This window comes from Dysosmobacter segnis, assembly GCF_014297285.1.
Classification (GTDB): domain Bacteria; phylum Bacillota; class Clostridia; order Oscillospirales; family Oscillospiraceae; genus Oscillibacter; species Oscillibacter segnis.
The window spans coordinates 1-26,956 of sequence record NZ_JACOQI010000009.1 but is presented as its reverse complement, the minus strand read 5'-3'; the positions used below and the strand labels follow the sequence as shown (position 1 = coordinate 26,956).

26 protein-coding genes, 1 tRNA gene and 2 pseudogenes are annotated in these 26,956 nt (G+C 55.0%); 11 read left to right on the top strand and 18 right to left on the bottom strand.

What is annotated here, in order from left to right:
* Nucleotides 1-323: 323 nt before the first annotated feature.
* Nucleotides 324-500, top strand: a complete 177-nt coding sequence (locus tag H8Z83_RS10320; RefSeq protein ID WP_187014956.1) for a hypothetical protein — start codon at nt 324-326, stop codon at nt 498-500.
* A gap of 554 nt (nt 501-1,054) precedes the next feature.
* On the opposite strand, the gene H8Z83_RS10315 is transcribed toward H8Z83_RS10320, so the two are convergent.
* Nucleotides 1,055-1,130, bottom strand: a tRNA-Ala gene (locus H8Z83_RS10315).
* A 326-nt stretch (nt 1,131-1,456) separates the two neighbouring features.
* Here H8Z83_RS10315 and xdh point away from each other — a divergent pair.
* Nucleotides 1,457-4,024, top strand: a complete 2,568-nt coding sequence (xdh, locus tag H8Z83_RS10310) for a selenium-dependent xanthine dehydrogenase (RefSeq protein ID WP_187014955.1) — start codon at nt 1,457-1,459, stop codon at nt 4,022-4,024.
* A gap of 39 nt (nt 4,025-4,063) precedes the next feature.
* On the opposite strand, the gene H8Z83_RS10305 is transcribed toward xdh, so the two are convergent.
* Entirely contained in the window at nt 4,064-4,633 is a 570-nt protein-coding gene (locus tag H8Z83_RS10305; protein ID WP_187014954.1) for a nucleotidyltransferase family protein, read from the bottom strand.
* A gap of 99 nt (nt 4,634-4,732) precedes the next feature.
* Here H8Z83_RS10305 and xdhA point away from each other — a divergent pair, with 99 nt between their 5' ends.
* From xdhA to H8Z83_RS10275, 6 genes are all read left to right on the top strand, one after another.
* Nucleotides 4,733-7,039: a xanthine dehydrogenase subunit XdhA gene (gene xdhA / locus H8Z83_RS10300; protein WP_494546118.1), complete on the top strand. Its 2,307-nt coding sequence runs from the start codon at nt 4,733-4,735 to the stop codon at nt 7,037-7,039.
* 2 nt (nt 7,040-7,041) lie between these two features.
* Nucleotides 7,042-7,929 (top strand): xanthine dehydrogenase subunit XdhB, encoded by an 888-nt coding sequence (xdhB, locus tag H8Z83_RS10295; protein WP_187014952.1) that lies wholly within the window; start codon nt 7,042-7,044, stop codon nt 7,927-7,929.
* On the top strand, nt 7,929-8,435 hold the full coding sequence (gene xdhC / locus H8Z83_RS10290) for a xanthine dehydrogenase subunit XdhC (RefSeq protein WP_187014951.1): 507 nt from the start codon (nt 7,929-7,931) through the stop codon (nt 8,433-8,435). Before xdhB ends, xdhC begins: the two co-directional genes overlap by 1 nt.
* A gap of 168 nt (nt 8,436-8,603) precedes the next feature.
* On the top strand, nt 8,604-9,257 hold the full coding sequence (locus H8Z83_RS10285; RefSeq protein ID WP_187014950.1) for a cytidylate kinase-like family protein: 654 nt from the start codon (nt 8,604-8,606) through the stop codon (nt 9,255-9,257).
* A gap of 507 nt (nt 9,258-9,764) precedes the next feature.
* The gene (locus H8Z83_RS10280; RefSeq protein WP_187014949.1) at nt 9,765-10,229 is read left to right on the top strand and encodes a MarR family winged helix-turn-helix transcriptional regulator; all 465 of its coding nucleotides are present in this window, start codon (nt 9,765-9,767) and stop codon (nt 10,227-10,229) included.
* Complete coding sequence (locus H8Z83_RS10275; protein WP_187014948.1) at nt 10,226-11,593, top strand: MATE family efflux transporter; 1,368 nt, start codon at nt 10,226-10,228, stop codon at nt 11,591-11,593. The genes H8Z83_RS10280 and H8Z83_RS10275 overlap by 4 nt, the downstream gene beginning before the upstream one ends.
* Before the next feature lie 213 nt (nt 11,594-11,806).
* On the opposite strand, the gene H8Z83_RS10270 is transcribed toward H8Z83_RS10275, so the two are convergent.
* A complete protein-coding gene (locus H8Z83_RS10270; RefSeq protein WP_187014947.1) occupies nt 11,807-12,148 on the bottom strand; it encodes a winged helix-turn-helix domain-containing protein in 342 nt (113 codons plus the stop codon).
* A gap of 124 nt (nt 12,149-12,272) precedes the next feature.
* On the opposite strand from H8Z83_RS10270, the gene H8Z83_RS10265 reads away from it, so the two are divergent.
* Nucleotides 12,273-12,710 carry a WapI family immunity protein gene (locus H8Z83_RS10265; protein WP_187014946.1) on the top strand — a complete coding sequence of 146 codons (438 nt, stop codon included), beginning with the start codon at nt 12,273-12,275 and terminating at the stop codon, nt 12,708-12,710.
* Between the two features lie 77 nt (nt 12,711-12,787).
* Entirely contained in the window at nt 12,788-13,126 is a 339-nt protein-coding gene (locus H8Z83_RS10260) for an immunogenic protein (RefSeq protein ID WP_187014945.1), read from the top strand.
* 143 nt (nt 13,127-13,269) lie between these two features.
* Here H8Z83_RS10260 and H8Z83_RS19605 read toward each other — a convergent pair whose 3' ends face one another.
* The 15 genes and pseudogenes from H8Z83_RS19605 to H8Z83_RS10185 form a co-directional block, all read right to left on the bottom strand.
* Complete coding sequence (locus H8Z83_RS19605; protein WP_256435330.1) at nt 13,270-14,424, bottom strand: IS3 family transposase; 1,155 nt, start codon at nt 14,422-14,424, stop codon at nt 13,270-13,272.
* 362 nt (nt 14,425-14,786) lie between these two features.
* Complete coding sequence (locus H8Z83_RS10250; RefSeq protein ID WP_187014944.1) at nt 14,787-16,277, bottom strand: SEC-C metal-binding domain-containing protein; 1,491 nt, start codon at nt 16,275-16,277, stop codon at nt 14,787-14,789.
* A 52-nt stretch (nt 16,278-16,329) separates the two neighbouring features.
* Nucleotides 16,330-17,148 (bottom strand): KilA-N domain-containing protein, encoded by an 819-nt coding sequence (locus tag H8Z83_RS10245; RefSeq protein WP_187014943.1) that lies wholly within the window; start codon nt 17,146-17,148, stop codon nt 16,330-16,332.
* Nucleotides 17,149-17,164: 16 nt separating this feature from the next.
* Nucleotides 17,165-17,293, bottom strand: a pseudogene (locus tag H8Z83_RS10240) (low molecular weight protein-tyrosine-phosphatase); the annotation flags it as partial.
* Nucleotides 17,294-17,655: 362 nt separating this feature from the next.
* Entirely contained in the window at nt 17,656-17,862 is a 207-nt protein-coding gene (locus tag H8Z83_RS10235; protein ID WP_187014942.1) for a hypothetical protein, read from the bottom strand.
* Between the two features lie 2 nt (nt 17,863-17,864).
* Nucleotides 17,865-18,380: a hypothetical protein gene (locus tag H8Z83_RS10230; RefSeq protein ID WP_187014941.1), complete on the bottom strand. Its 516-nt coding sequence runs from the start codon at nt 18,378-18,380 to the stop codon at nt 17,865-17,867.
* A gap of 76 nt (nt 18,381-18,456) precedes the next feature.
* Complete coding sequence (locus H8Z83_RS10225; protein WP_187014940.1) at nt 18,457-18,912, bottom strand: low molecular weight protein-tyrosine-phosphatase; 456 nt, start codon at nt 18,910-18,912, stop codon at nt 18,457-18,459.
* 88 nt (nt 18,913-19,000) lie between these two features.
* Nucleotides 19,001-19,309, bottom strand: a pseudogene (locus tag H8Z83_RS20190) (DUF1016 N-terminal domain-containing protein); the annotation flags it as partial.
* Nucleotides 19,310-19,486: 177 nt separating this feature from the next.
* Nucleotides 19,487-20,233, bottom strand: a complete 747-nt coding sequence (locus H8Z83_RS10215; protein ID WP_187014939.1) for a metallophosphoesterase family protein — start codon at nt 20,231-20,233, stop codon at nt 19,487-19,489.
* Nucleotides 20,230-21,885 carry a recombinase family protein gene (locus tag H8Z83_RS10210; protein WP_187014938.1) on the bottom strand — a complete coding sequence of 552 codons (1,656 nt, stop codon included), beginning with the start codon at nt 21,883-21,885 and terminating at the stop codon, nt 20,230-20,232. The genes H8Z83_RS10215 and H8Z83_RS10210 overlap by 4 nt, the downstream gene beginning before the upstream one ends.
* A 63-nt stretch (nt 21,886-21,948) precedes the next feature.
* Nucleotides 21,949-22,689 carry a recombinase family protein gene (locus H8Z83_RS10205; protein WP_187014937.1) on the bottom strand — a complete coding sequence of 247 codons (741 nt, stop codon included), beginning with the start codon at nt 22,687-22,689 and terminating at the stop codon, nt 21,949-21,951.
* Between the two features lie 4 nt (nt 22,690-22,693).
* Nucleotides 22,694-24,289, bottom strand: a complete 1,596-nt coding sequence (locus H8Z83_RS10200) for a recombinase family protein (RefSeq protein WP_187014936.1) — start codon at nt 24,287-24,289, stop codon at nt 22,694-22,696.
* A 75-nt stretch (nt 24,290-24,364) separates the two neighbouring features.
* A complete protein-coding gene (locus tag H8Z83_RS10195) occupies nt 24,365-24,508 on the bottom strand; it encodes a hypothetical protein (RefSeq protein WP_174232995.1) in 144 nt (47 codons plus the stop codon).
* 93 nt (nt 24,509-24,601) lie between these two features.
* Nucleotides 24,602-25,009 (bottom strand): YolD-like family protein, encoded by a 408-nt coding sequence (locus H8Z83_RS10190; RefSeq protein ID WP_187014935.1) that lies wholly within the window; start codon nt 25,007-25,009, stop codon nt 24,602-24,604.
* Entirely contained in the window at nt 25,006-26,520 is a 1,515-nt protein-coding gene (locus tag H8Z83_RS10185; protein WP_187014934.1) for a Y-family DNA polymerase, read from the bottom strand. The genes H8Z83_RS10190 and H8Z83_RS10185 overlap by 4 nt, the downstream gene beginning before the upstream one ends.
* Nucleotides 26,521-26,681: 161 nt before the next feature.
* Here H8Z83_RS10185 and H8Z83_RS10180 point away from each other — a divergent pair, with 161 nt between their 5' ends.
* A complete protein-coding gene (locus tag H8Z83_RS10180; RefSeq protein WP_187014933.1) occupies nt 26,682-26,942 on the top strand; it encodes a hypothetical protein in 261 nt (86 codons plus the stop codon).
* Nucleotides 26,943-26,956: the final 14 nt, after the last annotated feature.

Below are 26,956 nucleotides of genomic sequence, written 5' to 3'. Positions count from 1 at the left end.
AGGTGTATTTACAGCACAAATCTAAGCATTCCTTTTTGCACCGCACCCCTTTGACCACATATTTGCCCACAGACAGCGAAAAGCCGCCCCGCCGGGGAATTGATATGCTCCCTCCATGTTTGGCAGTTTGTTTTTTCACTGTCTCTCATGGAGGGAGCATATCAGCATTCAAACAAGTGCCGAAACCAACACTTATTTCCGCGCTAAAGAAGAAACTGCGCAGGGAATACAATCTTAGGTCTGTCAATTTGCGTTGCTCTAAGGCTTGCAAGCCGAACAGTAACAGCAATGCCCTTAGCATCCTATCTCTCGACGATGTGGCGTTGGACTATGACGGAGCGATCAAAACCTATACCGGCAGCGGTACCGACCTTGTCATTGGTATGGAAGGAGCGGCTTTATATGCGAGCAGTCCTAACGCTCTTGAAGTGCTGCTTGGTGAGGCCCTTGCTAAAACGTGGGCGAATCGATATAATAAAAATACCGATATTGTGCTTTAGGCGGTAGAACGGAATATAAATGACCAATATGATCCGGAGATCGGAAAGCTATTGGATAAGGGGTATTTGGAATGTGACTGCCGGATGACTTAATGGCTTCCATTCAAACCATACAAACATCATGAGAAACTGTTGACAGTGGAAAGCAAGACCTCCAATGGTATCTCTATTGGCGTGATTTGAACGCACTGTTCAGCTCCTATGAGGTGGAACGGGGACAACCGATGTCCCTGTCCTTGAAAATAATGGCGAAGAATTTGTGATTCAACACGAAATTCAACACAAGCGCAGGAAAGATAGAGTGGACAGAAAAATACATTTTTTTGACTGTGCTTTTTCAAATGGGCAGAAAAAACCTTTTCCTATCAATGCGTTTGTGCAAAATGTAGAAATTATAAAAATATAGAAAAAGTTGTGAAAATGCGTGGCGGGAAAAAGGAAATTATGAGCAATTTTTCCGCGCGTTCAACACAAATTCAACACAAAAGCGACTTTGTGCAATTTGCCATATATAAGAAAAAACCTCGAAACCATTATGGTTTCAAGGTTTTTCTTGGTGGAGAATAGCGGGATCGAACCGCTGACCTCTTGACTGCCAGTCAAGCGCTCTCCCAGCTGAGCTAATCCCCCAGGTCAGTTCGTTTTGAACTTGTTTCGTTCGCTCGGAACAATAGCTAGTATATCAGGGCACCCCCTCTTTGTCAACACTTTTTTTATTTTTTTCAAAAAACTTTTTTCGCCCACTCAGAGGGGGAAAATCGGAGCCTGAAGGGATGGCAATCGGGGGAGCGGCTCATAGGAGTTTCCGGCGGGTGACAGAGGCTGCCGCACTTCCTCGGTTCGCTATCTTATGGAAAGGATAACGAATGATAGAAAGAACCGTTGCGAAAACAGACAGCCTATTATATAATAAGTTCAAGAAATAAAAGGTTGACCTTTTGAAGGGGGGACCCGACATGGCTGTTTTTACGGTAAACGGCAAAACGGTAACCGCTGAGAAAAATCAAAAGCTGCTGCGGTTTCTGCGCGACGAGCTGCGCCTGACCTCGGTGAAGGACGGATGCAGCGAGGGCGCCTGCGGCACCTGCACGGTGCTGATCGACGGCAAGCCCACCAAGGCCTGTGTTCCGCAGACGGATAAGCTGGAGGGAAAAAACATCCTGACGGTGGAGGGCTTGTCCGACTGGGAGAAGAAGGTCTACACCTGGGCCTTCGGCGAGGCGGGGGCTGTTCAGTGCGGCTTCTGCATCCCCGGCATGGTGATCTCCGCCAAGGCGCTGCTGGACACAAACCCGGATCCCAGCCGGGAGGAGGCGGCCTTTGCTATCCGCAACAACATCTGCCGCTGCACCGGCTATGTGAAGATCATCGACGCGATTCTGCTGGCGGCAAAATGCTTCCGGGAGGGCAAGCTGCCGGAGGCACCGGTGGACTGGAAGGTAGGCAGCCGGGTCCACCGGGTAGACGTGGAGGAAAAGGTCACCGGCACCGGCCAGTACCCTGATGACGTATATCTGGACGGGATGCTCTACGGCAGCGCCGTCCGCAGCCAGCACCCCCGTGCACGGGTGCTGGCCATCCATACGGAGGAGGCCAAGGCCCTGCCCGGCGTGGTCTGCGTCCTGACGGCGGCGGACATCCCCGGCATCAACAAGGTGGGCCATCTGAAAAAGGACTGGGACACCATGATCGCCGTAGGCGATATCACCCATTATCTGGGCGATGCTATTTGCCTGGTGGCGGCGAAAACACCGGAGGCTCTGGCTCAGGCCAAGGCGTTGGTGAAGGTGGACTACGAGGAACTGCCTGCCGTCCATAACCCGCAGGAGGCCATTCTGCCGGACGCACCGCTGGTGCACCGGGAGGGCAATCTGCTGGCCCATAAGCACATCCAGCGGGGAAACCCGGCGGAGGCACTGGCCAAATCCAAGTATCTCATCACCCGGCGGTTCTCGACCCCCTGGACGGAACACGCCTTTCTGGAACCGGAGTGTGCCGTGGCCTGTCCCGATGGGGATGGCGTTCTGGTGCTCTCCACGGATCAGGGCGCATACGATACCCAGCACGAGATCATGGGAATGCTGGGCCTGCCCGCGGAGCAGGTGAAGGTCCGCAACTGTCTGGTGGGCGGCGGCTTCGGCGGCAAGGAGGACGTAACGGTCCAGCACCACGCCGCGCTGATCGCCTATCTCACAAAGCGCCCGGTAAAGGTGAAGCTCACCCGGGCGGAAAGCCTGCTGATCCATCCCAAGCGTCACCCCATGGAGATGGAATTCTCTCTGGGCTGCGATGAAAACGGCATCATTCAAGGCGTGGCGGCGGAGTGCATCGCCGACACCGGGGCCTACGCCTCTCTTGGCGGGCCGGTGCTGGAGCGAGCCTGCACCCACGGCGCGGGGCCTTATCAGTACGAAGCCTATGAGATCGACGGCTGGGCCTACTATACCAACAATCCCCCGGCGGGAGCCTTCCGGGGCTTTGGCGTGACCCAGACCTGCTTCTGCATTGAAACACTGCTGAACGAAATGGCGGACAAGGTGGGCATTTCCCCTTGGGAGATCCGCTACCGCAATGCCATCCGACCCGGCGGCGTTTTGCCCAACGGTCAGATCGTGGACGGCTCCACGGGACTGGTGGAAACGCTGGAGGCGGTGAAGCCCTATTATGACGAGGCTGTGAAGAACGGTGACCCCGTGGGTCTGGCCTGCGCCATGAAGAACGCGGGTGTGGGCGTGGGCATCCCCGACACCGGCCGGACGCGGCTGACAGTACGGGATGGAAAACTCCACATTTTCGCTGGCGCCTCCTGTATCGGTCAGGGCTTGGGCACGGTGCTGACCCAGACCGTCTGCGGCGAGACCGGCATCCCAAGGGAAAACGTGGTCTACGAGCGTTCCAACACCTGGATCGCGCCGGATTCCGGCACTACCTCCGGCTCCCGCCAGACGCTATTCACCGGCGAGGCCTGCATCCGGGCCTGTCAGGACTTGAAAAAGGCCTTAGAGGAACATAGCTTGGCAGACCTTGAGGGACAGGAGTTCTACGGCGAATATCTGGGTAAGACCGACCCACTGGGCGCAGATGTGCCCAACCCGGTGAGCCACATCGCCTACGGCTATGCCACCCAGCTCTGCGTGCTGGATAAGGACACCGGACGCATCAAACAGATGGTAGCGGCCCACGATGTCGGCAAGGCCGTGAACCCCCTCTCCGTGGAGGGACAGATCGAGGGCGGCGTGGTGATGAGCATGGGCTACGCCCTGACGGAGCGGTATCCCATTGACGAAAACTGCCGCCCCACGGTAAAATTCGGCACACTGGGCCTATTTCGGGCCAACCAGATCCCGGAGATCAAGCCTATCATCGTGGAAAAACCGGGATTGAACGTAGGCGGCGGGGCCATCGGTATCGGTGAGATCACCTCCATCCCCACGGCCCCCGCCATTGCGGAGGCATACCGCCGCTATGACGGCGAGCTGCGTACCGAACTTCCCCTGAAAAACACCCCTTATGCAAAAAAATGACAGCGGCGAACCGCTGTCAAGGCACATATACTTCACGCATTAACTGGCGCTTCCGGCTTGCTTCAAAGCCTCCGGGGTGTCAATGTCCGTCAGCTCCAGAGCGTCTGTCTCTAACAAAATGAGGTCGGCCTCGTGGTTGCGGATGACGGCGCTGCCGCCCCGGTCCCCATTGAGGGCCAAAAGCTCCGGGTAGAACTGAGCGGGAAAGAGGCAGGGATTGCCACGGACACCGCCGTGGGCCATGGCAGCGATCTTCGCTGGGTGCTGGGCCCAGAGCGCGGCCAGCGCTTCGACGCTGTCCCGCTTCAGCCACGGCTGGTCGGCCACGAGGAACAGAACCCCGCCGCAGTCCGTGAGCCGTTCCAGACCCAGACGGACGCTGCGGCTCAGCCCCAGATCCGGCTGATCGTTCAAAACGGCCTCAAAGCCGTATTCACCGGCCAAGGACAGAATCTCCGGGTATTGACTTACCAGCACGGTCACAAGACCGCTGGGAACCGTTTCCAGTGCCCGGCGGATGAGGGATTCCCCATCCACCTGCACCTGCAGCTTGTTAGAACCGAACCGGCGGGCGTTACCCGCCGCCAGCACGACACATCCGATTTTCATAGCGATCACCTCATAGGAAAATTCCAGATCTCTCTCAGTATACCCAATTCAGACCCTGTCAGTCAATATGAGCGATAGAAGGAGGGATGCTCCATGAGCATAACAGTAGGAAAAAGCGTGGCCCGTGTGGATGCCTTTGACAAGGTGACCGGCCGCACAAAATACTACGAGGACCGGATGCCTGCCGGTGCTCTGTACATCCGGATCAAGCACGCGGAGATCGCCCACGGCTTCGTGAAGTCCGTGGATACAGCGGCGGCGGAGGCCATCGACGGCGTGGTGAAGGTGCTGACCTGTTTTGACGTACCGGATATTCCCTTTCCCACGGCGGGCCACCCCTGGTCCATGGACCCCGGTCATCAGGATGTGGCGGACCGCCACTTGCTGAACCGCCATGTCCGCTACTACGGCGACGATGTGGCTGTGGTCATCGCGGAGAACGAGGTGGCGGCCATGCAGGGCGTCCGGGCGCTGAAGGTGGAGTACGAGGAACTGCCCTTCGTGCTGGATGTTCAGAAGGCCATGGAGCCGGACGCCCCGCAGATCCACGAGAATTATCCCGGAAATATCCTCAAGCACACGGACATCCGCAAGGGCGACTATGCCGCCGCCATTCAGGAGCCGGGTCTGATTAAAGTGGAGGGCTGGTACGAGACCCCTACGGTCCAGCACTGCCACATCGAGAACCACGGCTGCTACGCCTACGAGGAAAACGGCCGGGTAGTGGTGGTCAGCTCCACTCAGATCCCCCATATCATCCGCCGGATCGTGGGGCAGGCCTTGGGTCGCCCGTGGGCGGATGTTGAGATCATCAAGCCCTATATCGGCGGCGGCTTCGGCAATAAGCAGGATGCCCTGTATGAGCCCCTTTGCGCCTGGTGCTCCACGCAGGTCAACGGCCGCTGCGTCCGGATCGACTGCTCCCGGGAGGAGACCTTCGTTTCCAACCGCGTCCGTCATGCTATCCGGTTCCATATCGTCTCCTGGCTCCGGAAGGACGGCCAGCTGGTCGCCCGGAAGGTGGAGTGCTTCTCCAATCAGGGAGCCTACGCCTCCCACGGCCACTCCATCTGCGCCAAGGCTTTGGGTTCCTTCGCCCAGATCTACCCCTGCGACCACATGGAATGTGACGGCTGGACCGTGTTTACCAACCGGCCCGCAGCGGGCGCCATGCGGGGCTACGGCATGCCCCAGGCCAGCTTTGCTGACGAGGCCAACATCGACGAATGTGCCGCCGCCGTGGGCATGGACCCGCTGGAATACCGCATGAAGTTCATCATGCCCAAGGATTATCACGACGCCTTCTCCGGCAATACCAACTATTTCGACTCTTTCCGGGCCTGTCTGGAAAAGGGCCGTGACGCCATGGACTATGACCGCCGCAAGGCGGAATTCGCCAAGGATACCGGCTCTGTCCGCCGGGGCATCGGCGCGGCGTCCTTCTGGTACAACACCGGCGTGTATCCCATCTCTCTGGAGACGGCCTCCAACCGGATGCAGCTGAATCTGGACGGCACCGTTACCATGCAGTGCGGCGAGACGGAGATCGGCCAGGGGGCCGACACCGCCTACGCTCAGATGACCGCAAAGGCCGTGGGCCTCAAGAGCTATAAGGATGTTCATGTGGTGTCCTGTCAGGATACAGACATCACCCCCACCGGCTTAGGCGCTTACGCCAGCCGCCAGACCTACATGGAGGGCTTCGCCATCGACCAGACCGGGCGGCTCCTGCGGCAGAAAATACTGGCCTATGCCGCCGAGATGCTGGGCTGTTCTGCGGAGGAACTGGACATCGTGGAGGGCAATGTAGTCCGCAAGGACAGCGGCGCGGTGGAGATGGACCTGTCCCATCTGGCCATGACCGCCCAGTATAACCCGGTCCACTCCGAGCATATCACGGCGGAGAGCACCGCCACCATCCGCTCTAACGCCTATTCCTTCGGCTGTACCTTCGCGGAGGTGGAGGTAGACATTCCCATGTGCAAGGTAACACTGAAACGGATCGTCAATGTCCATGACTGCGGCAGCCTCATCAACCCCGCCTTGGCGGAGGCACAGGTCCATGGCGGTATGTCCATGGGCATCGGCTACGGCCTTTCCGAACAGCTGCTGTTCGACGAAAAGACCGGCAAGCCCCTGAACAACAACCTGCTGGACTACAAGCTGTCCACCGTGATGGACCATCCGGATCTGGAGGCCCTGTTTGTGGAGAACGCAGAGCCGACCTCTCCCTTTGGAACGAAGGCTCTGGGAGAGCCCCCGGCCTGTTCTCCGGCGCCGGCCATCCGCAGTGCTATTTACAACGCCACCGGCGTTTCCATCGACACCACGCCCATCACCCCCCATGTGCTGTACCGCGCATTTAAGGAGGCCGGGCTGATCCATGACGAGAAGGAGGGTGACTGACCATGTATGATATGAAAGCCCTGTATCAGGCCGCCAGTGTGGAGGAGGCCGTGGCGCTCCGGCTGGAGCACCCGGCGGCCCAGATCATCGCCGGCGGCAGCGACGTACTGGTGCAGATGCGGGAGGGCAAGCGGGCCGGCGCGGAGTTGATCTCCATTTACGGCATCGACGCCCTCCGGGGCGTTTCCATGGAGCCGGACGGCACGTTGCGGATCGGCTCTCTCACCAGCTTTTCCCATATTACCAGGGATCCCCTCATTCAGAAGTACATCAACGTGCTGGGCGAGGCTGTTGATCAGGTGGGCGGCCCCCAGATCCGCAACATCGGCACCATCGGCGGCAACACCTGCAACGGCGTTACCTCCGCCGATTCCGCCTCCACCCTCCACGCGTGGGACGCCGTTATTGAGCTGACAGGCAAAAACGGCGTCCGTCGCCTGCCCATCCGTGATTTCTACATCAAGGCGGGCGAGGTGGACATCCGGGCGGAGGACGGCGAGATCCAGACCGCCGTGCTGATCCCCAAGGAAAGCTATGAAGACTGCTTCGGCCACTATATCAAGTACGCCATGCGCAACGCCATGGACATTGCCACTCTGGGTACGTCCGTGAACGTGCGGCTGTCGGCAGATAAAAAGACGGTGGAGCGGGCCCGGGTGGCCTTCGGCGTGGCGGGACCGGTGCCCCTGCGGGCAGCCACGGCGGAAGCGATGGCAAAGGGCCAGATCGTGAGTCTGGAACTGGCGGAGCGGTTTGCTCAGGCGGTGACGGCGGACATCAACCCCCGGGATTCCTGGCGGGCCGCTAAGGATTTCCGGCTGCACATCGCAGTGGAGAGCGCCAAGCGGGCGTTTATCGAATCGGTGAAGCTGGCGGGAGGTGAGCTGTAATGGCACAGTATCAGTTGGTCCATTTCAACCTGAATGGCAAGGATGTGGAACGGATGGTGGACGTCCGGGCCAGCCTGACCGATATGCTTCGGAATGACTACCACATGACCAGCGTGAAAAAGGGCTGCGAGGTGGGGGAGTGCGGAGCCTGCAACGTCATCATTGACGGCGAGTGCTTCAACTCCTGTATCTATCTGGCTGTCTGGGCGGAGGGCAAGCGCATCCGCACCCTGGAAAGCCTGATGGGGCCCAACGGTGAGCTGAGCGACATTCAGCAGGCGTTTATCGAGGAGACTGCCGTCCAGTGCGGCTTCTGCACCCCCGGCTTTATCATGACGGCGGTGGAGATTTTGGAGAGCGGCAAGCTCTACACGGACGCGGAACTGCGCAAGCTCCTCTCCGGGCACCTGTGCCGCTGCACTGGCTATGAGAACATCCTCCGGGCGGTGAAAAAGACCATGTACCGCCGTCTGGGGCTGCCCATGCCTGCGGAACCGGAGGCGTGATAAAGCGCTGATAGAATCATCAAAGGTCCGCCCATACGGGCGGACTTTTTCACGCAGATTTTCGTTTGACGTGCCCCAGGATTTGTGTTAAAATATTATCGTAGATTACATCCGTGTCCTTTGACAGAGATGCGAGTCCTCAAACGCAAAGAACAAGGAGGAACGTTTATGAAAACGATCATTACCATCGGACGGCAATTCGGCAGCGGCGGCAAGGAGGTCGGTATCCGGGTCGCGAAAGAGTTGGGTATTCCCTTCTATGATAAGGAGCTGCTGCAGGAGGCTGCGAAGAAGAGTGGCCTGTGCCAGAAGATCTTTGAAAATTTTGACGAGCGGCCCAAGAGCCTGCTGTACGCCATCGCCATGGATGCCTACCCCTTGGGCTTCTCCGGGATCACCGGTGAATCTCTGGAGCAGCAGGTGCATCTGGCGATTTTCAAGACCATCCGCCACATCGCGGAGGAAGGTCCCTGCGTTATCATTGGCCGCAGTGCCGATTACGCCCTGGCGGATAATCCAAACCTGTTGAGCCTGTTCATCAGCGCCCCGCTGGAGGACCGGATCGCCCGCGTGGCCAAGCGCCAGAAGGTGACGCCGGAGGAGGCCAAGAGCCTGATCCAGAAAACCGACAAGCGCCGGGCATCCTACTGCGAATACTACGCCTCTAAGAAGTGGGGCGCGGTGGACGCATACGATTTCTGCCTGAACAGCAGCGCACTGGGCCTTGGCGGCACGGTGGAGCTGATCCAGGCCATGGTTGCTCACAAGGAACATCCCATCCCCAGCCCCACGGAGATCGACCCCACCCAGACCGAGGCATAAGCGCTTTTCAGAACGGCCCCAAAGGGGCCGTTCAGCGTGTCGAAAAAGTCTTTTCTCCCCGCATGGAGCAAGAATACACCGTCGGCCCAGCCGGTTTCCGTGCGCTTTGCACCCGAAAATCGGGGGCCTTCCTCGAAACAGGCTCGTTTTATCCGCCACCGGCGGCACTTCGCCTGTTTCCCCTCCTTGGGTTTCCCGCGCACACCCTTCACCCGCAAGGGGTATGCGGCATCCGTAAAGCGGCGGAGCCGCTAACGGCTGCCCTACCTTACCGCCGCGGAGAATTTACTACTTTATCGACAGTCTCAACGGCCCCAAAGGGGCCGTTCTTTTTTGCGCGTTTGCGGCGAAACGGTTCGACAAGTACACCTGTCTGCATGGTTTTCCGCCTCATGTTCATCTATCGAAAAACGGCATATCTCTATTCTGCCGGGGCTTGACAATTCACGGAAAAGTATTATAATATCAAATTATTCAAAATTGTACTATTCGAAAGGAGATAGTCTCATGCTGCCTGCCGTGCGGTTTTATACCTATTCCAAGCGCTTTGAGGAGGCGTACACCGCGGCCATGCGCCCCTTGACGGAGGAACTGGATATGGCCCAGCCCGCCGTAGACATTCTCCTGTTTTTGGCCAACAATCCCAGCATGGATACCGCCCGGGACATCTGTACCTACCGCCATCTGAAGCCCGCTATCGTCTCTTTCCATGTGGAAAAGCTGGCGGGGGAGGGGTATCTGGAGCGCCAGCCGGTGCCGGGAGACCGGCGGAAATGCCGTCTGGTGTGTACGAAAAAGGCCGGGCCGGTGATCCGGCGGGGCCGCGCTGTACAGGAGACCTTTTCGCGGCAGCTGACGGAGGGCTTGACCGAGGAGGAGCTGGAGACCTGTTTCCGCTGCTTTGCGGTATTCGGAGAAAATATGGACCGGCTGAGCGGCAGCCGGAAAGCGACAAAAGGAGACGCAAAATGAATCAGGATAAAACCTTTTTAGGCACGGAGCCGATCGGCAAGCTTCTGCGGCAGCTGGCCATCCCCACGGTCATCGCCCAGCTTGTAAATATGCTCTACAACATCGTGGACCGTATCTACATCGGCCACATTCCCGGTGACGGCGATCTGGCCCTTACCGGCGTGGGCGTATGCCTGCCGCTGATTTTAATTGTCTCCGCCTTCGCGGCGCTGGTGGCCTCCGGCGGCGCGCCCCGGGCCTCCATCTACATGGGTAAGCAGGATCATGACACCGCCGAGAAGATTTTAGGCGGCTGCTTTGCCCTGCAATTAGCGGTCTCCGCTCTGCTGACGGCGGTATTGCTGCTGTGGAGCCGGGATCTGCTGTTGGCCTTCGGCGCCAGCGAGAACACCATCGGCTACGCCGCCAGCTATATGCAGATCTACGCTGTGGGCACCGTGTTCGTGCAGCTGACCCTGGGCCTGAACGCCTTTATCACCGCACAGGGCTTTGCCAAGATCGGAATGCGGACGGTGCTCATCGGCGCGGTGGCCAACATCGTTCTGGATCCCATTTTTATTTACGGACTGCACATGGGCGTCCGGGGCGCGGCGCTGGCCACCATTCTCTCCCAAGGTCTGTCCTGTATCTGGGTGCTGCGGTTCCTCACCGGCCCCAAAACCCTGCTGCGGCTGAAAAAGGAAAACGTCCGTTTCCGCCCTGCCCTGATTTTGCCCTGCGTAGCACTGGGGACGGCCACCTTCATCATGCAGGCCAGCGAGAGCGTCATCTCCGTGTGTTTTAATTCCTCGCTGCTGAAATACGGCGACGACATCGCCGTTGGCGCCATGACCATCCTCTCCAGCGTCATGCAATTCGCCATGCTGCCCTTGCAGGGCATTGCCCAGGGCGCCCAGCCCATCACCAGCTACAATTACGGCGCACGGAATACCCAGCGGGTGCGGAAGACCTTCCGGCTGCTGCTGAAGGTGTGTCTGTGCTATTCTGTGGCGCTGTGGGCGGTGATCCAACTGTGCCCCGGAGCGTTTGCCCGGATCTTCACCCCTAACGCGGCGCTGGTGGCCTTTACGGTGCCCGCCCTGCGGATCTATTGCGGGGCGCTGTTCCTCTTTGGTATCCAGATCGCCTGTCAGATGACCTTCGTTTCCATTGGCGCCGCCGGCTGCTCCATCATTGTGGCAGTGCTGCGGAAATTCGTCCTGCTGCTGCCCTTGATCTATCTGATGCCCCGGCTGCTGGCGGATCAGACTATGGCGGTTTACACCGCCGAGCCGGTGGCGGATGCCATCGCCGTGACCTGCACCGCCATCCTGTTTACAGTCCAATTCCGCAAAGCTTTGCGGAAGCTGGACGCGGAAGATTAAAAACACCGCCCCGGTTTGTGATATGCTCCCTCCATGAGCAATTGATTTGTCAAGTGTTTTTTGCGAAAAATATTGTTTTTATATGTCCCCCTGCGCTGAAATAAAAACGCTCAATCACCATCATAAGTGATTGAGCGTTTTGCGCGCAAACTTAATGACATTGTCTTGACGGGATGCGGTTCAAAAACCGGGGCGGTGCTTTTTATGGTTCAATTACGGCTTCGATTGGGGGAAGATTTCCTGAAAGCGGGCTTGGCTGTAAGCAAAAATATCCGCTTCAAAGCGGCGATAATCCGCTAAAAGCTGCTCTGCCTCAGGCGTCAGGGACGCACCGCCGCCGTGACGGCCGCCGATGGTGGAGTCCAGCAGCCGGAAGCCAAAGCCCTCCTCCGCCTCATGTATGATGCGCCATGCCTTGGAATAGGCCATCTCCATGGAGGCGGCAGCGGCCCGCAGGGACCGGTGCTCCCGGACCCGCTCCAGCAGCTCCGCCACGCCGGGACCGAAAAAGCGCTGTCCATTTTGCAGAAAGCGGGGTGTCAGCTTCAATTCCATGGTATACCTCCCGTCGGCTTGATAAAATCATTGTATCATATTCCGCCGGAATTGCAAACGGGGAAAGAACGTGGTATGATGGGACTGTCAAAAATCAGGCCATAGAGCCGGTAAGGAGAACACTATGCTGCTGAAAAACGAGAACGCCAGTATTCGACTGGATTTTGTAAGCTACGAATTTCCAGAAACTGAATACGGAATGGATGAATACGATAAGAATTGGCTGCAACTGCGCTGCACCTGGGTGGATGAGGACGGCTATACCCATAAGGACTCCAACGCCTGCCTGCTGGCTCAGGAGCTGGCGGGGATGAACGCCGGATTGAAGGTGCTGGCCGCCGGGATCAAGGACCGCTATGACTGCGACTTCATTTCGTCGGATCTCAGCCTGTTTGCCTGGGCGGAGGGTGAGCTGTTCCGGGTGTATATCTCCTTTTATCTGCCCAACACGATGGATGGAGACGATACGGCGGAGCTGAACTGCACCCTTACCGGACCAGAATTGAAAGCACTCATTGAGGATCTGGATCAGGCCTGCGCCCGGTTCCCGGAGCGGAAATAATCGCTCTGAACCGCAATTCCTGACAGCGAACGGTAAAATATCCATACAGGATCAACAGAACGAAGGAGGACATCGTTATGAAAAATCTGACAGTCATTTTCCTGTGCCTGTTCCTTGCGTCCGTTGCCATCGGCTGCGGGAAAAAGAATGGGATCAGGGCGACCTACGATGGAAATATAAACACCTATTACGAACTGGAGGACGGTACCTGGTCCTGCGATGACCGGTCCTATGAATACCGCCTTGAATGCAGAGGGCGGCTGCCAAACGCGGAATGCGATTCCGTGTTTGTGTACCTCAGCAACCTGCCGGACATCTCCTTTGAACAGGCTGCGAAGGCATCGGGGCTTAGCAGCGACACAGCGGATTATTTTGCCGCCGAGGACGCCGTTTTAGTGGAGCTGCGGACGGAATAAGTCTGTGCTCTTTGGAGTCCAAACAGAAGAAGCTGCGGAAACCGACCGGGTAATGTTCATAGGGACACAAGTTGACACCATGTCTTGCAAGGGGGCGGACAGCGCTTACTGTCCGCTTCTTGCGTTTTTTCTCTGCTTTTTTATTATGCGGGAAGCTCGAATACCTCACTCAGGGGCGGCGCAATGCGCGGCTGCGCCTCGCCCTGCTCCATCGCGCTGTCCACCGTGCCGATGTCGCGGTACACGATGCGGATGCTCTGGTGGGAGCTGCGGGAGTATTTCTCCGTCCGCTCGCCTACCTCGATCCGCTGGATGAACAGCCGCAGCAGCTCCGGCGTCAGCTCGTCGATGGCGGTGTACTGCTTTGCCTTCTCAACGAATGTGTTCACGTTGGCGGAGGCGGCTTTCAGCTTTTCCAGCCGGGCCTCCTTTTCGGGGATCTGTTCCTCCAACGCTTTCTGTTCGACGGTGTAATCGCCCGCCAGCATCCGGTACTGCTCATCGGTCACCCGCCCCAGCACATTGTCCTCATAGAGCCGCTTGAACAGCTTGGACAGCTCCTCTCTGCGCCGCCGCATGGTACCGGCGGGGTACTCACCTGTGGTGATGTAGTGGTAATATTCGTTAGGGGATAACTTCGCCAGATCCCACTGGCAGCGGTCGTTGTTGTAGTAATCCATCCAGCGGTCAATGGAGGCTTTGGCGGCCTCAAAAGACGTCCGCCCCGGGATCTCACTGGCCAGCTCGTCCTTCATGTGCCCGAAGAAGCTCTCTTGGGGCGCGTTGTCCCAGCAGTTCCCTCTGCGGGACATGGACCGCCGCAGCGCGCTGTTCTCCACCAGCTGGATGAACTTCAGACTGGTGTAGTGGGTACCCTGGTCGCTGTGGATCACGGTCTCCTTGCTCAGCGAGATCCCATGGTGCTTTACCAGCAGCTGGACCGTTTCCAAAACAAAATCCACTTCCAGCGATTCGCTCATCGCATAGGCCAGGACCTGCTTTGTACAGGCGTCCAGGATCGTGGAGAGGTAGCAGAATCTGCCGCAGAGCGGGATGTATGTGATGTCCGTCAGGAGGATGGCTCTCGGCCCATGAGACTCGAATTCCCGGTTGACCAAATTCTCCGCGGCGCTGCCCATTCGGATGGATCGCTGCAATCTGCGGTAGGGATTCGGCTTTCGGATGGGGCAGGTGAGCTTGTATTTCCGCATCAGGCGGCGGATCTTCTTCACGTTCATTCGGATACCCATGTGCAAAAGCCGCATATGAATGCCGCGAACGCCCTTTGCGTAACACAGGTGCGGCGCTTCTGACCCTATGGGTCAAATGCGTGTCCGCCGAACGGGGCCATGGGTCAAAATCTCGTGTCCATTTTCTTGGGTACAGTTTAGCTCCCGTTGGGGTCAGCGTTTGGGTCAGAAAAAAGTGGTATCCGAAAATGACAACTTATGAAAAGCAAAAGTCATCGAAATCAGACGATTTCGATGACTTTTGGCAAGCTACTTCATTCTGGATATTTTCTTTTAACGTTATTGTTATGTCATCTTTGTGCTTTTTATCTTTGTGCCATCGGTTATTTTACAGTTTGCAGAGAAGCACTGTAAATTTCTTCTCGGGTACAAGTATCCTGCCATAATTTATGCCTTTTACTAATTGCCAATCAACTTATGCCGCAACAGTTCTTGAATTTGCGTCCGCTGCCACATGGACATGGCTTATTTCTGTCACGCCCTTTCATTTTTGGAGCCTCTGAGTAAAAGGTTCTTGATGCCATTGAGCGTTCTGAAAGCAAATGAAGTTCCTCATATTCTGTTTTTAGAGCTACTGCGTTATGCTGATCTTCGTCAGACCATTCGCTGGCATCGAAATATACAAAATCTTCTGAAGAGTAGTCTTTATCAGATGTTTCGTGCGCTACGCCGATTATATAAGAAATTTCCGGATATTCAGATTTGATAATTTTACAATAATTTGTAAGCATTTCCCTTCGGATGGCACGATAATCTGTATCGGACATGTACTTCTCTCTGGGAAGCAGTAACAATAAATAGCAATGGTTGCATTCGCTGGAATTAAACAGGATTCTCGTTCCTCTATCCCCAGGATTAGCCTTTGACAAAAACGATAAAAAACCTTCTGAAAGGCAATGCCGATGAAAACGATCCTCGCAAGCCATGTATTTAAACAATTCACTTTGTTCATGTATTGTTGGAATCGTAGTAAATTCTGACATTCCATTTTCAACAAAGAAAAATGTTTTCTGTAACAAGTCATCCCAGAAATAGCTTGTTCTTACTTTTACGCGCCAATCGCGGTACTGCTTAGATTGTTTTAGTTCTGGTAGTAATCCTCCCTCAAAGTAGACATCAGAATATTCTCTGCTGATTTCCTGCAAAGATGCGTTGTTTCCTTTTATTACCCCATACAAATGCTGTGCTAAAATGTCATTCTCACTTTCAGCCAATACATGTTTTTGAGTCAAGAGTTCTTGGCGTGCATTCAAATATCCGACAAAATCTCGTACAGTATCTAACTCTGAGAGAATATTGTAATATGATGAATCATCAAAAACGTGTATGAAATTATCTGTATCGTCAAGTATTTGCCCTATGCGAAATGGTTCGCAATCTTTACCGATATGCATATCACCGACAATCTGATTGTCGATAAGGAGACCTCCATCTTCACCGGAAAAATAGGCTTTGCATGATTCTTCAGCCCCATGTGCGATGGCAATTAAATGAAATCTGGTTTCGGGGGTAATTTTTATTTCCAGTGGAAGTTTTTGAGAGCACTTAGCATCAACTGCGATTCTATCTGGGTAATGCAGTATCCAGTTTTTGGCTCCAATCAACTGTTCTGCAGATTTTTGAATTGCTTTTTTGTACCATCTTCTCCAATCAACAAGTGCATCACCGGAGTTTCCATACGCACAGTCTTTGTCTGAAAAAATGATGATATGCTTATCAAAAACAATTAATAAATCGCACAATTCCTTTCCATTTGACTGCATTTTATATGGATTAGGATAGCTCCACAAACTTAAAAAGGTATGATATCCCAGGATAGCCAGTTTGTTCTCTGATGCGGTTAGTCCACCAGATTTTTTTACCACCATCTCTGGATAGTTAATTGGAAATGGCATTTTCATCAGTTTTCCTCACACTGTCATATATTGTAATACAGTTATTATCTGAGCAAACCTATTTATCCTCGGCTGCATCGAGCTGCAGCAGCCTGTGGTCTTCCGTCAACACCTTCATCTGGCTGATGGCAATGGCGTTGAGCTTTGCCAGACGCTCTGCCTGCGGGATTCCTTCGTTGATGAACACCGCATTCAGGTTCTCCAGATTGGACAAGCACACAAGCTGCGAAACGTTGGCATAGTCGCGGATGTTGCCTTTAAGATTCGGGTGGGCATCGCGCCACTCTTTGGTCGTCATACCAAACAGCGCCATATTCAGGACATCGGCTTCATTGGCATAGACCAGGGAAATCTGCCGGGCAGACAGTTCAGGTGGGATCAGATTCTCCTTGATGGCATCCGTGTGAATGCGATAATTGATCTTGGCAAGGTTGCGCTTGATATCCCAGCCAAGCTGCTTCAACTCCTCGGACTTGAGCCGCTCAAACTCTTTGATGAGGTAGATTTTGAATTCGGGGCTGATCCACATACCGAACTCAAAGGCGATGTCCTTATATGCGTATGTTCCACCATATCGTCCGGCCTTGGCTCTGAGACCAATTGCGTTGGTTTTTTCCACCCACTCTTTTACGCTGATCTTGTAGCTGTTCAAGCCAGCCTGACTTCTAATTGTGGCGAATTCGCCATAATTAAAATCGGGGTTGTGTATCTGTTCCCAAATCCCAAGGAACTCAACGGTATTCCGGTTTCTCAGCCAGTCAGAGATAAAAAAGTCGCCGTCTTTGGCTTTGAGCATATCTGTCAAAGATATGTAATCCTTATCATCAATGGTAGTGACCGTGATCTCAGCACCGTTTACAATGATTTTCCCATTCATCCGCTTTCGCCTCCATTCAGACCTTATCGTGGGTCAATTCTTTGAAAAGCCCCTGACACCCTTCCAGCACATCCCGCCAAGTGGCCTCGAAATTGCCTGTGTACCACGGGTCGGCAACATCGCCAGGGCGGTCGGTGTGGTCCATTCTCTGCGATTTTCTCCGTGTACCAAAGGCGTTCTTTGCTATCGAAGAGCTTGTCCAATAACGCAACATTATGTCCCTACGGGATTTGTGCAACAGGCTGTTGCACAATTCATCACCGGAATAAGCTGCTGCGAACTTTGCCATATATTACAGGTTTCTCACCGAGTAGCCGGTGGTGTCCGGGGAAGAAATTTTGATGTCGGCGGCAAGGTTTTCAACAAATTTGCTGCCTGATGTAACCGCATCATGCACTGAACAATAAGAACACCGCAGGCGCTTGAAAATACTTACAAGTCCGTTTAATCGAAAAGTGTGACTCGTTCGTTCCCTTCAGTCGCTTGCGGCATAATGGATTTTATATATCAGGCTCGCTTTGGCATAAAGCTCTTTTCCGCCATTTTCATCACAAAATTCTTCTCATCAGAATCGGCAGATGAAAAGTCAATATTGTACCGCTTGCATATCTGACGGAAATGAACGACATAGGACAGATCCTCACTGGTCGGAGGCGCAACATAACAGTTCGGCGCTGCTAAGTCGTCCAGTTTTGCATACTTTTCCTGTAACATGATTACTCCTCCTTCAAATATTGCGAAAATAACTCTCTTGCCGCTTCTCCATCAATCAAAAGCAGGTATGGATCTAATCTGCTGAATGGAATTGCTCCAAAATCCCGAATATAGTGTTCCCTGATTTCTGAAGTTTTTGCCTTTAAATAAATCGCTCCACCGTATCCGTAGTCGATCGATAACTGAATGCCATAAGCAAGCAACGCTGCTCCAATGCCTTTATATTTACGCCGACCAGCTAATGTAGGATTACTATGCGGTGCGCTTTCGATATATTCAACATATACCAGAACGCCTTCCGGCATATCCCTGTATGCACCAAGTCCAACTAATTCTCCGGTTGCCGCAATTTCAAGTGCGTACTTCTCCAATGAGTCCGTCTGAATGAAATCGGATAGCCAGCTTGTCTGCCATTGTTCTTCAACGGTTTTCTTATAGTCGAATTGTGTTGCCTTCCTTATTTCCGCCCATACAGGAATTCCTGTTGTGGCATCAGTCACATAGTATTCGACCTTCATTAGTCATCCTCCGCAGGCTATATCGGCTTTATAATGCAACTTTCTATGCTTATTATAGCACATTTTTGAGGAAAGTCTACATAAGTTTTGCATCTCTCAGCAGCCCCTGGCAACCCTCCAGCACATCCCGCCATGTCGCCTCGAAGTCCTCGGTGTACCACGGGTCGGCAACATCGCGGGGGTGGTCGGTGTAGTCCATCAGGAGGTGCAGCTTGCCGGCAAAGTCGCCGCCGCAGATGCGGTGCATATTCCGCAGGTTCGCGCTGTCCATGCCGATCAGGAGATCGTATTTTTCGTAGTCGGCATTGGTGAGCTGCCGTGCTGCGTGGCCGTCGCAGGAGATCCCGTGCTCCGCCAGCTTGCGCCGCGCCGGGGGATAGACCGGGTTGCCGATCTCCTCCTGGCTGGTGGCCGCCGATTCGATATGGAACTGTGATGCCAGCCCAGCCTTCTTTACCAAGTCCTTCATCACAAACTCGGCCATGGGGCTGCGGCAGATATTCCCATGACACACAAAGAGTATCTTCTTCATCGCTCTCGCTCTCCCGCGTTGCTTCTTTTTCCTCAGTATAGCAGGAAATCGCTTGCTCGTCGAGAGAAGAATGCAGCCACGCCTGAGATTCTATGGCGGCCAGCAGTTTTGCTTTCTTCCAGCCGAAGTGCAACACGGCTCGGATGTACCACGCCCGTTCCTCGTTGCTGCCGCACCTCTCTAAAATCGCCACATTTTGCGTCCAGCCGAGGTGCATCGCCAGCCGCATGATTTCAGGGGATTCCTCGTAGGCTGCGTAAAACGCCCGCATCCGGCGCAGATTGCGGGGAGAGAAGCCCTCGGCTGCGGGATAGGCCGCTTGCAGGTATTCCGACGCCGCGACAGCCGCGCCTTTCTCCACTCTGCCGCTGACCAGCCGACCAATTTCACAGTACATTTCCATCTGCGGGAGCTGCGCCGCCATAAGCGTGTCCAGTGTGGTGAACATGGTGACGTAATCTGTGGGTTTGCGAATGTTCATTGGCTTTCTCCTTTCCGACGCGGCGCGCCTGATCAACGCTCAAAGCAGAGAAAAGCACGGGGACCGCCGTGTTTTTCTCTGCTTTGATCTGTTTCAGATGACTCGCACGATCTGCTCCCACAGCAGAATGTGCTTTTCATCAATGGCTTTGTTGTCATGATAATGGCCGAACAGCCAGTAGTGGTATTTTGCTCTTTCCTGCACCTCCTGCAAGAAATCCGTGAGCCGGTCCGCCTCGTTGTGACGGGTCCCCATGAGGGCGATGCTGGTGGGAGCGCAGTGGGTGATGATGTAGTCCACCTGCCAGCCGACCGCGTCGAGGTTTCGCCGCGCCTCGGCGTATTCTTCATCGGAGGGAAGCTCCTGCGCCCACCATGAGATGTGGTTGACGCGGTATCTCGCTCTTGGTTTGCGCTGGAGCATCGTGAGCCTTCGCTCAAAATCCGGGGCGTCCGGCTCCAGAATCCCATCCTCGATGTCGTGACTTTTTGCGCCGCCCATGGTGAAGAAGCGGTAACCCTCCAGCTCGAAGATCTGGCCGCGCATCAGGTGTAGCACATGAGGTCGAACGCGATGCACCTTGCCGCCGCGCCACTCCGCTACGGGGTATCTCGCCAGCGCGTCATAGTTTTCATGATTGCCGCAGACGAATACCAGCGTGAAGGGCAGGCGTTCCAGCCAGTCCAGCGTTTCATCGTCGCGGCTGTCACCAAACCATACGCCGCCGAAGTCTCCGGTGATGATGACCGTGTCATCCTTTGTCATGTTCGCTTGTTCCGGGTAGTTTTTTTGCTCGAACCTTGCAAAATTTCCGTGACAGTCACCAGTTACATAAATCATGCGAATTTTCTCCTTTTTGGCTGTTCTACAGCCTGTTCAATTTCCAGACCGTCCCGCAGCGTCACACGGATGCGCTCTCTGGACAGGACGGTGACCTTTTCCAGCAGCTGATAGATCGTGCCGTCATCCCAATCCGTGAGTTTGTTCGATGTGCTTTCCAGCGCCATTGTGACCCTCTGCATGCGGTGGTTTGCTTGATCCTGCTCTTGCCGCAGCTGTTGGATGATGGCCTTGCGGCGCTTGAACTCTGCCATTGCCGTGGAGATAGATTGAAACCGCGCGGTGTAACCGTCTGCGTTGTCCGCATCGGCGGCCTCGCTCAGCAGGGCGGTGAATTGCCGCCCCAGGTCTGCTATGGCGCGGTCAATGTCTCCGAGGCTCATGTTCTCACCGGGGATGGGGGATAGCTCCTGTTCCATCGTATCTTTAAGCTGCTCTGCCAAAGCGCTATGATTGGACATGACGGAGTTGATGGCGTTCAAAATTGCCTGTTGGAGCGGTTCTTCATCCAGTGTCGGAGAGTTCAGACAGTATTTCCTGCCATAGTCCAGACGGCTCGTGCAGCGCCATACCGCGCGTTTTTCGCCATGCTGTGTCCATACGACACGCCGGTAAGCCGTACCGCATTCCGCACAGAACAGCAGACCGCTGAGCGCGTATTTGCCGCTGAATTTTCCACGGCCCGTGGGGGCGCTTTTTCTTGAGCGGCCGTCCTGCGCGCGGCGCCGCGCGAGTTCAAGCTGCACGGCATCGAACATCTCATGGCTGATAATGGCTTCATGATTGTTTTGGATCAGGACTTTGGCGAGCTGCCCTGTGTTTGGGATCGATTTTTTACTGATGCAGTCTTTAACGAAGGTTTTCTGGAGCAGGGCGTCTCCGCAATATTTTTCATTGGTGAGGATGGAGCGCAGGTTGCTGGTGGTCCAGTCTGTGGTTCCAACGGCGTTCCGGAACCCGCCGGCCACCAGCGCCAGACGGATATCCCGGATGCTTTTTCCGGCAAGGTACCATTCAAAAATCCGCCGGACAGTTTCTGCTTCCTCTGGAATGATCACAGGATTCCCGTCGGGCCCTTTTTCATAGCCCAGCAGGGTTTTGTACTGGAAGGTGACTTTGCCGTCTTTGATGGACTGGCGCTTGCCCCAGCGGACATTGGCGGAGATGGATTCGCTCTCAGACTGCGCGAAGGCGGCGTGGAGCGCGATGAGGAATTCACTTTCCGGGTAGATGGAGTTGATGTTCTGCTCCTCGAAGATCACGGCGATGCCAAGGCTCCGCAGCTCACGGGTATAGCTGATGGTATCCAGCGTATTTCTGGCGAAGCGGGAGACGGATTTGGCAAGGATCATGTCGATCTTGCCCTGTCTGCACTGACGGATCATACGCAGGAAATCCTTGCGCCGGCAGGTGGAAGTTCCCGTGATGCCCTCATCCGCGAAGATATCCACCATTGTCCACTCCGGATTTTTCATGATCTTTTCGGTGTAGAAGGCTTTCTGGTTTTCGTAGCTGGTCAACTGCTCCTCATCACCGGTGGAGACGCGGCAGTAGGCGGCAACACGCAGATTGCGCTTCTTGGCCTGTTCCTGCGGAGATTCGTTTTTTGCCGGAATGACGATGATCTTCTTTTCCGGATGAGACTCTGTCATGCGCGCTCACGCTCCTTATATTGCACTGTTCTTTTGGTGTGTTTCGATAGTATGCGCATCTGCCTACGCTTCCAGCCATTGGCCGTTTTTCAGCAGAAGGCATACCGTGTCACCGTGGCATTCGATTTTGCGTAGGCTCTGCTTCAGAAGCGCGGCATCCAGCGCGTCCATTTTCGGGTGTGTTTCAAAGATGCTGCGGAGACGGTGGGATTCATATTCCTCCGTTTTGACGCTCGCCAGCTTTAGGGACGCGACCTCCAAGGCTTTCTGCCGTGCGGCGTCCTCATCTACAGGCGGTGTCTGCAGCAGCGTGTCCAGTTCCTGCTGGAGCTGCCGGATCTCTGCCGTGTCGCAGACGGCGGATGCCGCCATACTGATCTGCAGAGGATTATCAATCAGGTGATTCAATGCCGTGCATATTCTTTTCGCTGCGCTGCCGGGGACTGCGCTGCCGCACAGCTTATAGAGCTCGGCTTGCGCGGGGAGCGGGGGAGAGACTGTGCGGTTCTGCCTTCGACGCTCCCGCACGGCTTGGAGCTGCTCTGCGGGTATGATCGGGGGATAGAGATCCGCTCCAACATAGCGGCTGTCCTCCAGAATACGGGCTACCATATTTTTGTTCCAGGACTTACCGGTGTGGTAGGGGAGCGCTTTTTGGTTCAGCTCGTTTGCCAAGCACTGGAATGACGCGCCGGCGAGGTACCGTGTGTAGACGTACCGCACCGTTTCGGCCTCGTTGGGAGAAGGGACGATGTCCCCAAGCTCCATGCGGTAGCCAAAGACCATTTTTCGTTTGCTTGCCATCGGTTTATTTTTTCCTTTCAATGTGTTCCGGAAGCTCCAGCCCGTTGATCAGGCGGAAGCGGATGGTGCTGTTATCCTGAATGGTGATCGTCTCAACCAATTCGCTGAACAGTGCCTCGTCGAAGGTCATCAGCAGATCCGGCCCATCTTCCAGAATGTCCAGAAGCTCCTGTGTGCGTTGAACTGACTGATCGTCTTCGGAACGGAGGATGCGGGATTTTTTCAGTTTTGCCTCGCGGCGCTGTTCGGCCAGTTGATTGCTTTGGAATATAAAAATATCAGGATCGACCACGGCCTGCTGCTTGAGCTGGGCCAATAATCGTTCCTGACACGCAATGTCCGCTATTTGCTTATTGAGTTCTACAATATCCTCGCTCCAAAGCAGCTTGCCGTTTTTGGCAGTTTGGAGATCCTGAATGAGCTGGGTCAGCACCTGATCGCCATGATGCTTGAGCGTGAAATATATCCGAAGAAATGCTTCTGTGATCTCCGTTTCGGGGATCTGCATGGTTGGGCAGCTCCCGGCATTTTTATTATGTGTCTGGCAGATCCAGTAGGCGGTGCCGCGGGTTTTCTTTCGCTTGCAGAACGCGCCGCAATGTCCGCATACGATCTTCCGTGAAAGGGGATGGGGGGCGGCGGCACGAGGGGGAATGACGGCGCTTTTTCGCGATAGAAGCTGCTGTGCCTTATCAAACACCGTGCGGCTGACGATGGGAGGATGACTTCCTTCGATAAAATATTGGACTCCCTCACCCTTATTCTCTATTTTCCGGTGGGGGAGAGTGAGTGTGGTGTAAGTTTTCCCCAGCAGGGAGTCCCCGACATATTTTTCATTTCGCAGAATGTATTGGATGCTGCGAACCTGCCAGAAGGGGGTGTTTTGCTTGGTGGGGATGCCCAGCGCCGTGATCTCCTTTGCGATATCCTCCATGCTGATGCCAGAGAGGTAGCGGTCGAAGATCTGGCGGATGATGACGGCTTCTTCCTCAATGACCTCAAGCCGATTTTCAACCAGCCGGTAGCCGTAGGGGGCACAGTGAGTGGAGAAGGCGCCGCGCTGCATCCGCATTTGGTAGCTGTGGCGCATCCGCTCAGAGATCGCTTCACTTTCCTTTTGGGCCAGAGCCGAGAAGACCGCGGTGAGTGTTTCGCCGGTGGCCTGCGCGGTGTCGATGTTTTGCTCCTCAAAGTAGACGCTGATGTCGAGAGCCTTCAGTTCCCGTACAGCCGCCAGACTTTCCTTGGTGTTCCGGGCGAAGCGGGAGATGGATTTAACGAGGATGCGGTCGATTTTTCCACTGCGGCAATCCTCCATCATCCGTTGGAAGTCCTCCCGCTTTTCAGTGGAGGTGCCGGTGATGCCTTTGTCTGCATAGACATCTACAAACGTCCAATTCGGATCGCTGTTGATGAGCTTTGCGAAGTAAGCGGTTTGGGCGGCGTAGGAGTGGAGCTGGTCACTGGAGTCCGAGCTGACGCGGGCGTATGCCGCTACCCGGAGTGGGCGCGCGTGGTCCTGATCGGCGGCAGGGATGATGATACGACGCGGTGAGGGATTCAGAGCAAGAGAGCCGATGTTTTTTTCACGGTTGTTCATTCCTTTGCCACCTCCTTCGTCAGCAACACACAATACCATAAAACATCCGCAATAGCTATCCTAAAAGCGAAGAAATCAAAGAGAAATAATAATGTCCGCGCCAAGCTGTACCCTCAGCCGCGCGGCGATCTTTTTGGCTTCGCTGCCGCTGACGAGACCCTGCTCCCGCAGGCTGCGAAGCATGGTGACGATGCCGAGATAATCTGCGTTTGGATTCATTCGGATTCCTCCTTTTGTGATTTAATTTGAGCTATAATGAAAACTCCCAAGCCCACGTTACAAATGGGTTTGGGAGTTTTCGTTATGGTGCCCTTATGGGATGGTCTCGATGCTGAAAACATCCGCGATGGGAATACTCTGCCGGTCCGTCATCTGGATCACGCCGTTGACCGCGTCGATCCGCTTGACCTCTCCGGTGACAGTTTGGTAGCTGCCGCCGTTCTTCCGTTCGTCCGGCACAAAGTGGGTGATGGACGCCGTGGGCCTGCCGGGAAGCAGCTCCTGGAGGCGCTGCAATTCCGCGTCCACTCGCGTCATTTCGTATTCGTCCAGTTCCATGCGCTGGTCCGTCAGCCGCCCGGTTTCCGCAATGGCAGCGCTGTGGCCGGTCAGGGCGGCAAAGGGGGAAAACTGCGCCGCACGGTCATAGAGGGACATTCGCGGATGTTTTGGCGAATCCGGATGGGGCAGACGAATGATGTCATCGTATTGTCCGCTCATGCCTTATGCCCTCCGATCTGCTTATTCCGCTCCTTGGCGGTAGCACCTTCCAGATAGCTCCCGCCATTCAAAATGGCGTTTTTGCCGAACTTCTTTTTAATGTCGAGCATGGCTTCCTGAATTTTGCGTTCCCGTTTCAGTTTAGCTTCTTCCTCCTGCAACCGCTGCTCCTGCACTTCAACGTTGTCAAACAGATTGAACTGCACCGGGGCTTCCGGCTCCTGCTGTGCCATATCTTCGCCCACCAACCGATTGGCTGTGATGGTAAGTCTCCGAATAGACAGCTTCGGATTGACCTTTGCGTCATAAACGTCAAGAACGGCGTCCGTGATGCTCCGGGCCGAAGATGTTTTTCTCGGCAGATTTGCTGTTCCGTGGGTGTGCTTGGGGATCTTCCTGCCATAGCGGTCTGTCACGGTCTCGCCGTGGTAGCTGCTGCCAGCGGTGTTTTCAATGTCATATCCCACCGTCAGGGTCAACTGATCCGTTACCAGTTTCTTTTCCAACAGATCCAGCGCGACGGCTTCCGCCATCTCCCGTACAACCAACCGTGCTTTCTCAAAGGAATACGGGCATTGGAGAACCTGCCCGGAGCAGATGCTGTTCGTTTCCGGCCGGTATGCCTTGATATCCTGCATACGGCACGGCTCCCAGCCCCATGCGTGGTCGATGAGGAGCTCAGCGTTGGTGCCGAACATTCGATAGAGCAGTTCTTCGTTGTAGTATTCGTTCGGCTTGCCGATAGAGCATCTTGCAACATCCCCCATGGTGTAGATGCCGATGGTTTCCAGCTTCTTTGCATAACCGCGCCCAACCCGCCAGAAATCTGTCAGCGGGCGGTGCGCCCAAAGCTGCTCACGGTAGCTCATTTCGTCAAGCTCCGCAATGCGGACGCCATCTTTGTCCGGCTGGACGTGCTTCGCCATAATGTCCATAGCGACCTTGCAGAGATAGAGATTGCTGCCGATGCCCGCCGTGGCTGTGATGCCCGTGGTGTGCAGGACATCCGAGATCATAACCTTTGCCAACTCCTGGGCGGTCATGCGGTAAGTTTGCAGATAGTTCGTCACATCCATCATCACCTCATCGATGGAATAGACATGGATGTCCTCCGGGGCGATGTATTTCAGGTATACGTTGTAGACCTGGGTGCTGATCTGGATGTATTTTGCCATCCGAGGAGGGGCAATGAGATAATCTACCTCTCTGGATGGGTCAGCCGCCAGTTCATTGGCGTTGAAGCTCTTTTCGGAAAGGCAGCCAGCTTTGCGCCGCCGTTCCGCGTTGACTTCCTTGACACGCTCCACCACTTCAAAAAGCCGTGCTCTGCCGGAGATGCCGTATGCCTTCAGGGAGGGGGACACGGCAAGGCAGATGGTTTTCTCCGTCCGGCTGGCGTCAGCCACCACCAGATTGGTGGTCAGAGGGTCGAGCCCGCGCTCCATGCACTCCACGGAGGCGTAGAAAGATTTCAGGTCAATGGCAATATACGTTCGTCCGTTTTGCTGCATGGCGCACCTCCTCACTCGTAGTGGTGATAGTATAGCACAGCACCGCAAATCGAACAAGCGTTTGCATAAAACTTTCGGCTGGATTCTTGTGGAAACAGCCGATTTCAAAAATAGGGGTATCATGTTACAATGGTGCCTGTTTGTGGAAAGGGAGGAGAACTATGCTTTATACAACGGAAGAGGCAGCTGTCATTTGCGGCTTTTTGAACGCGCATTTGGCGCAGGCCGGTGTGGAAGCGTCTGTGCGGAAACGAAACGCCGCGTTTCAGTGCGGTGTCGCAATGGGAACGCTGCAGCCGGATGATTACAGATGGGCGGAGAATGTTCTCTGCTTTCTGAAGCCCTGCTGGTGGCAGTTACATGAAGATCATAGAGCCTTAGAGAATGTGCTGTTGAAAACACATCTTTTAGCTCAGAAATAAAAACAGAGGGCCGC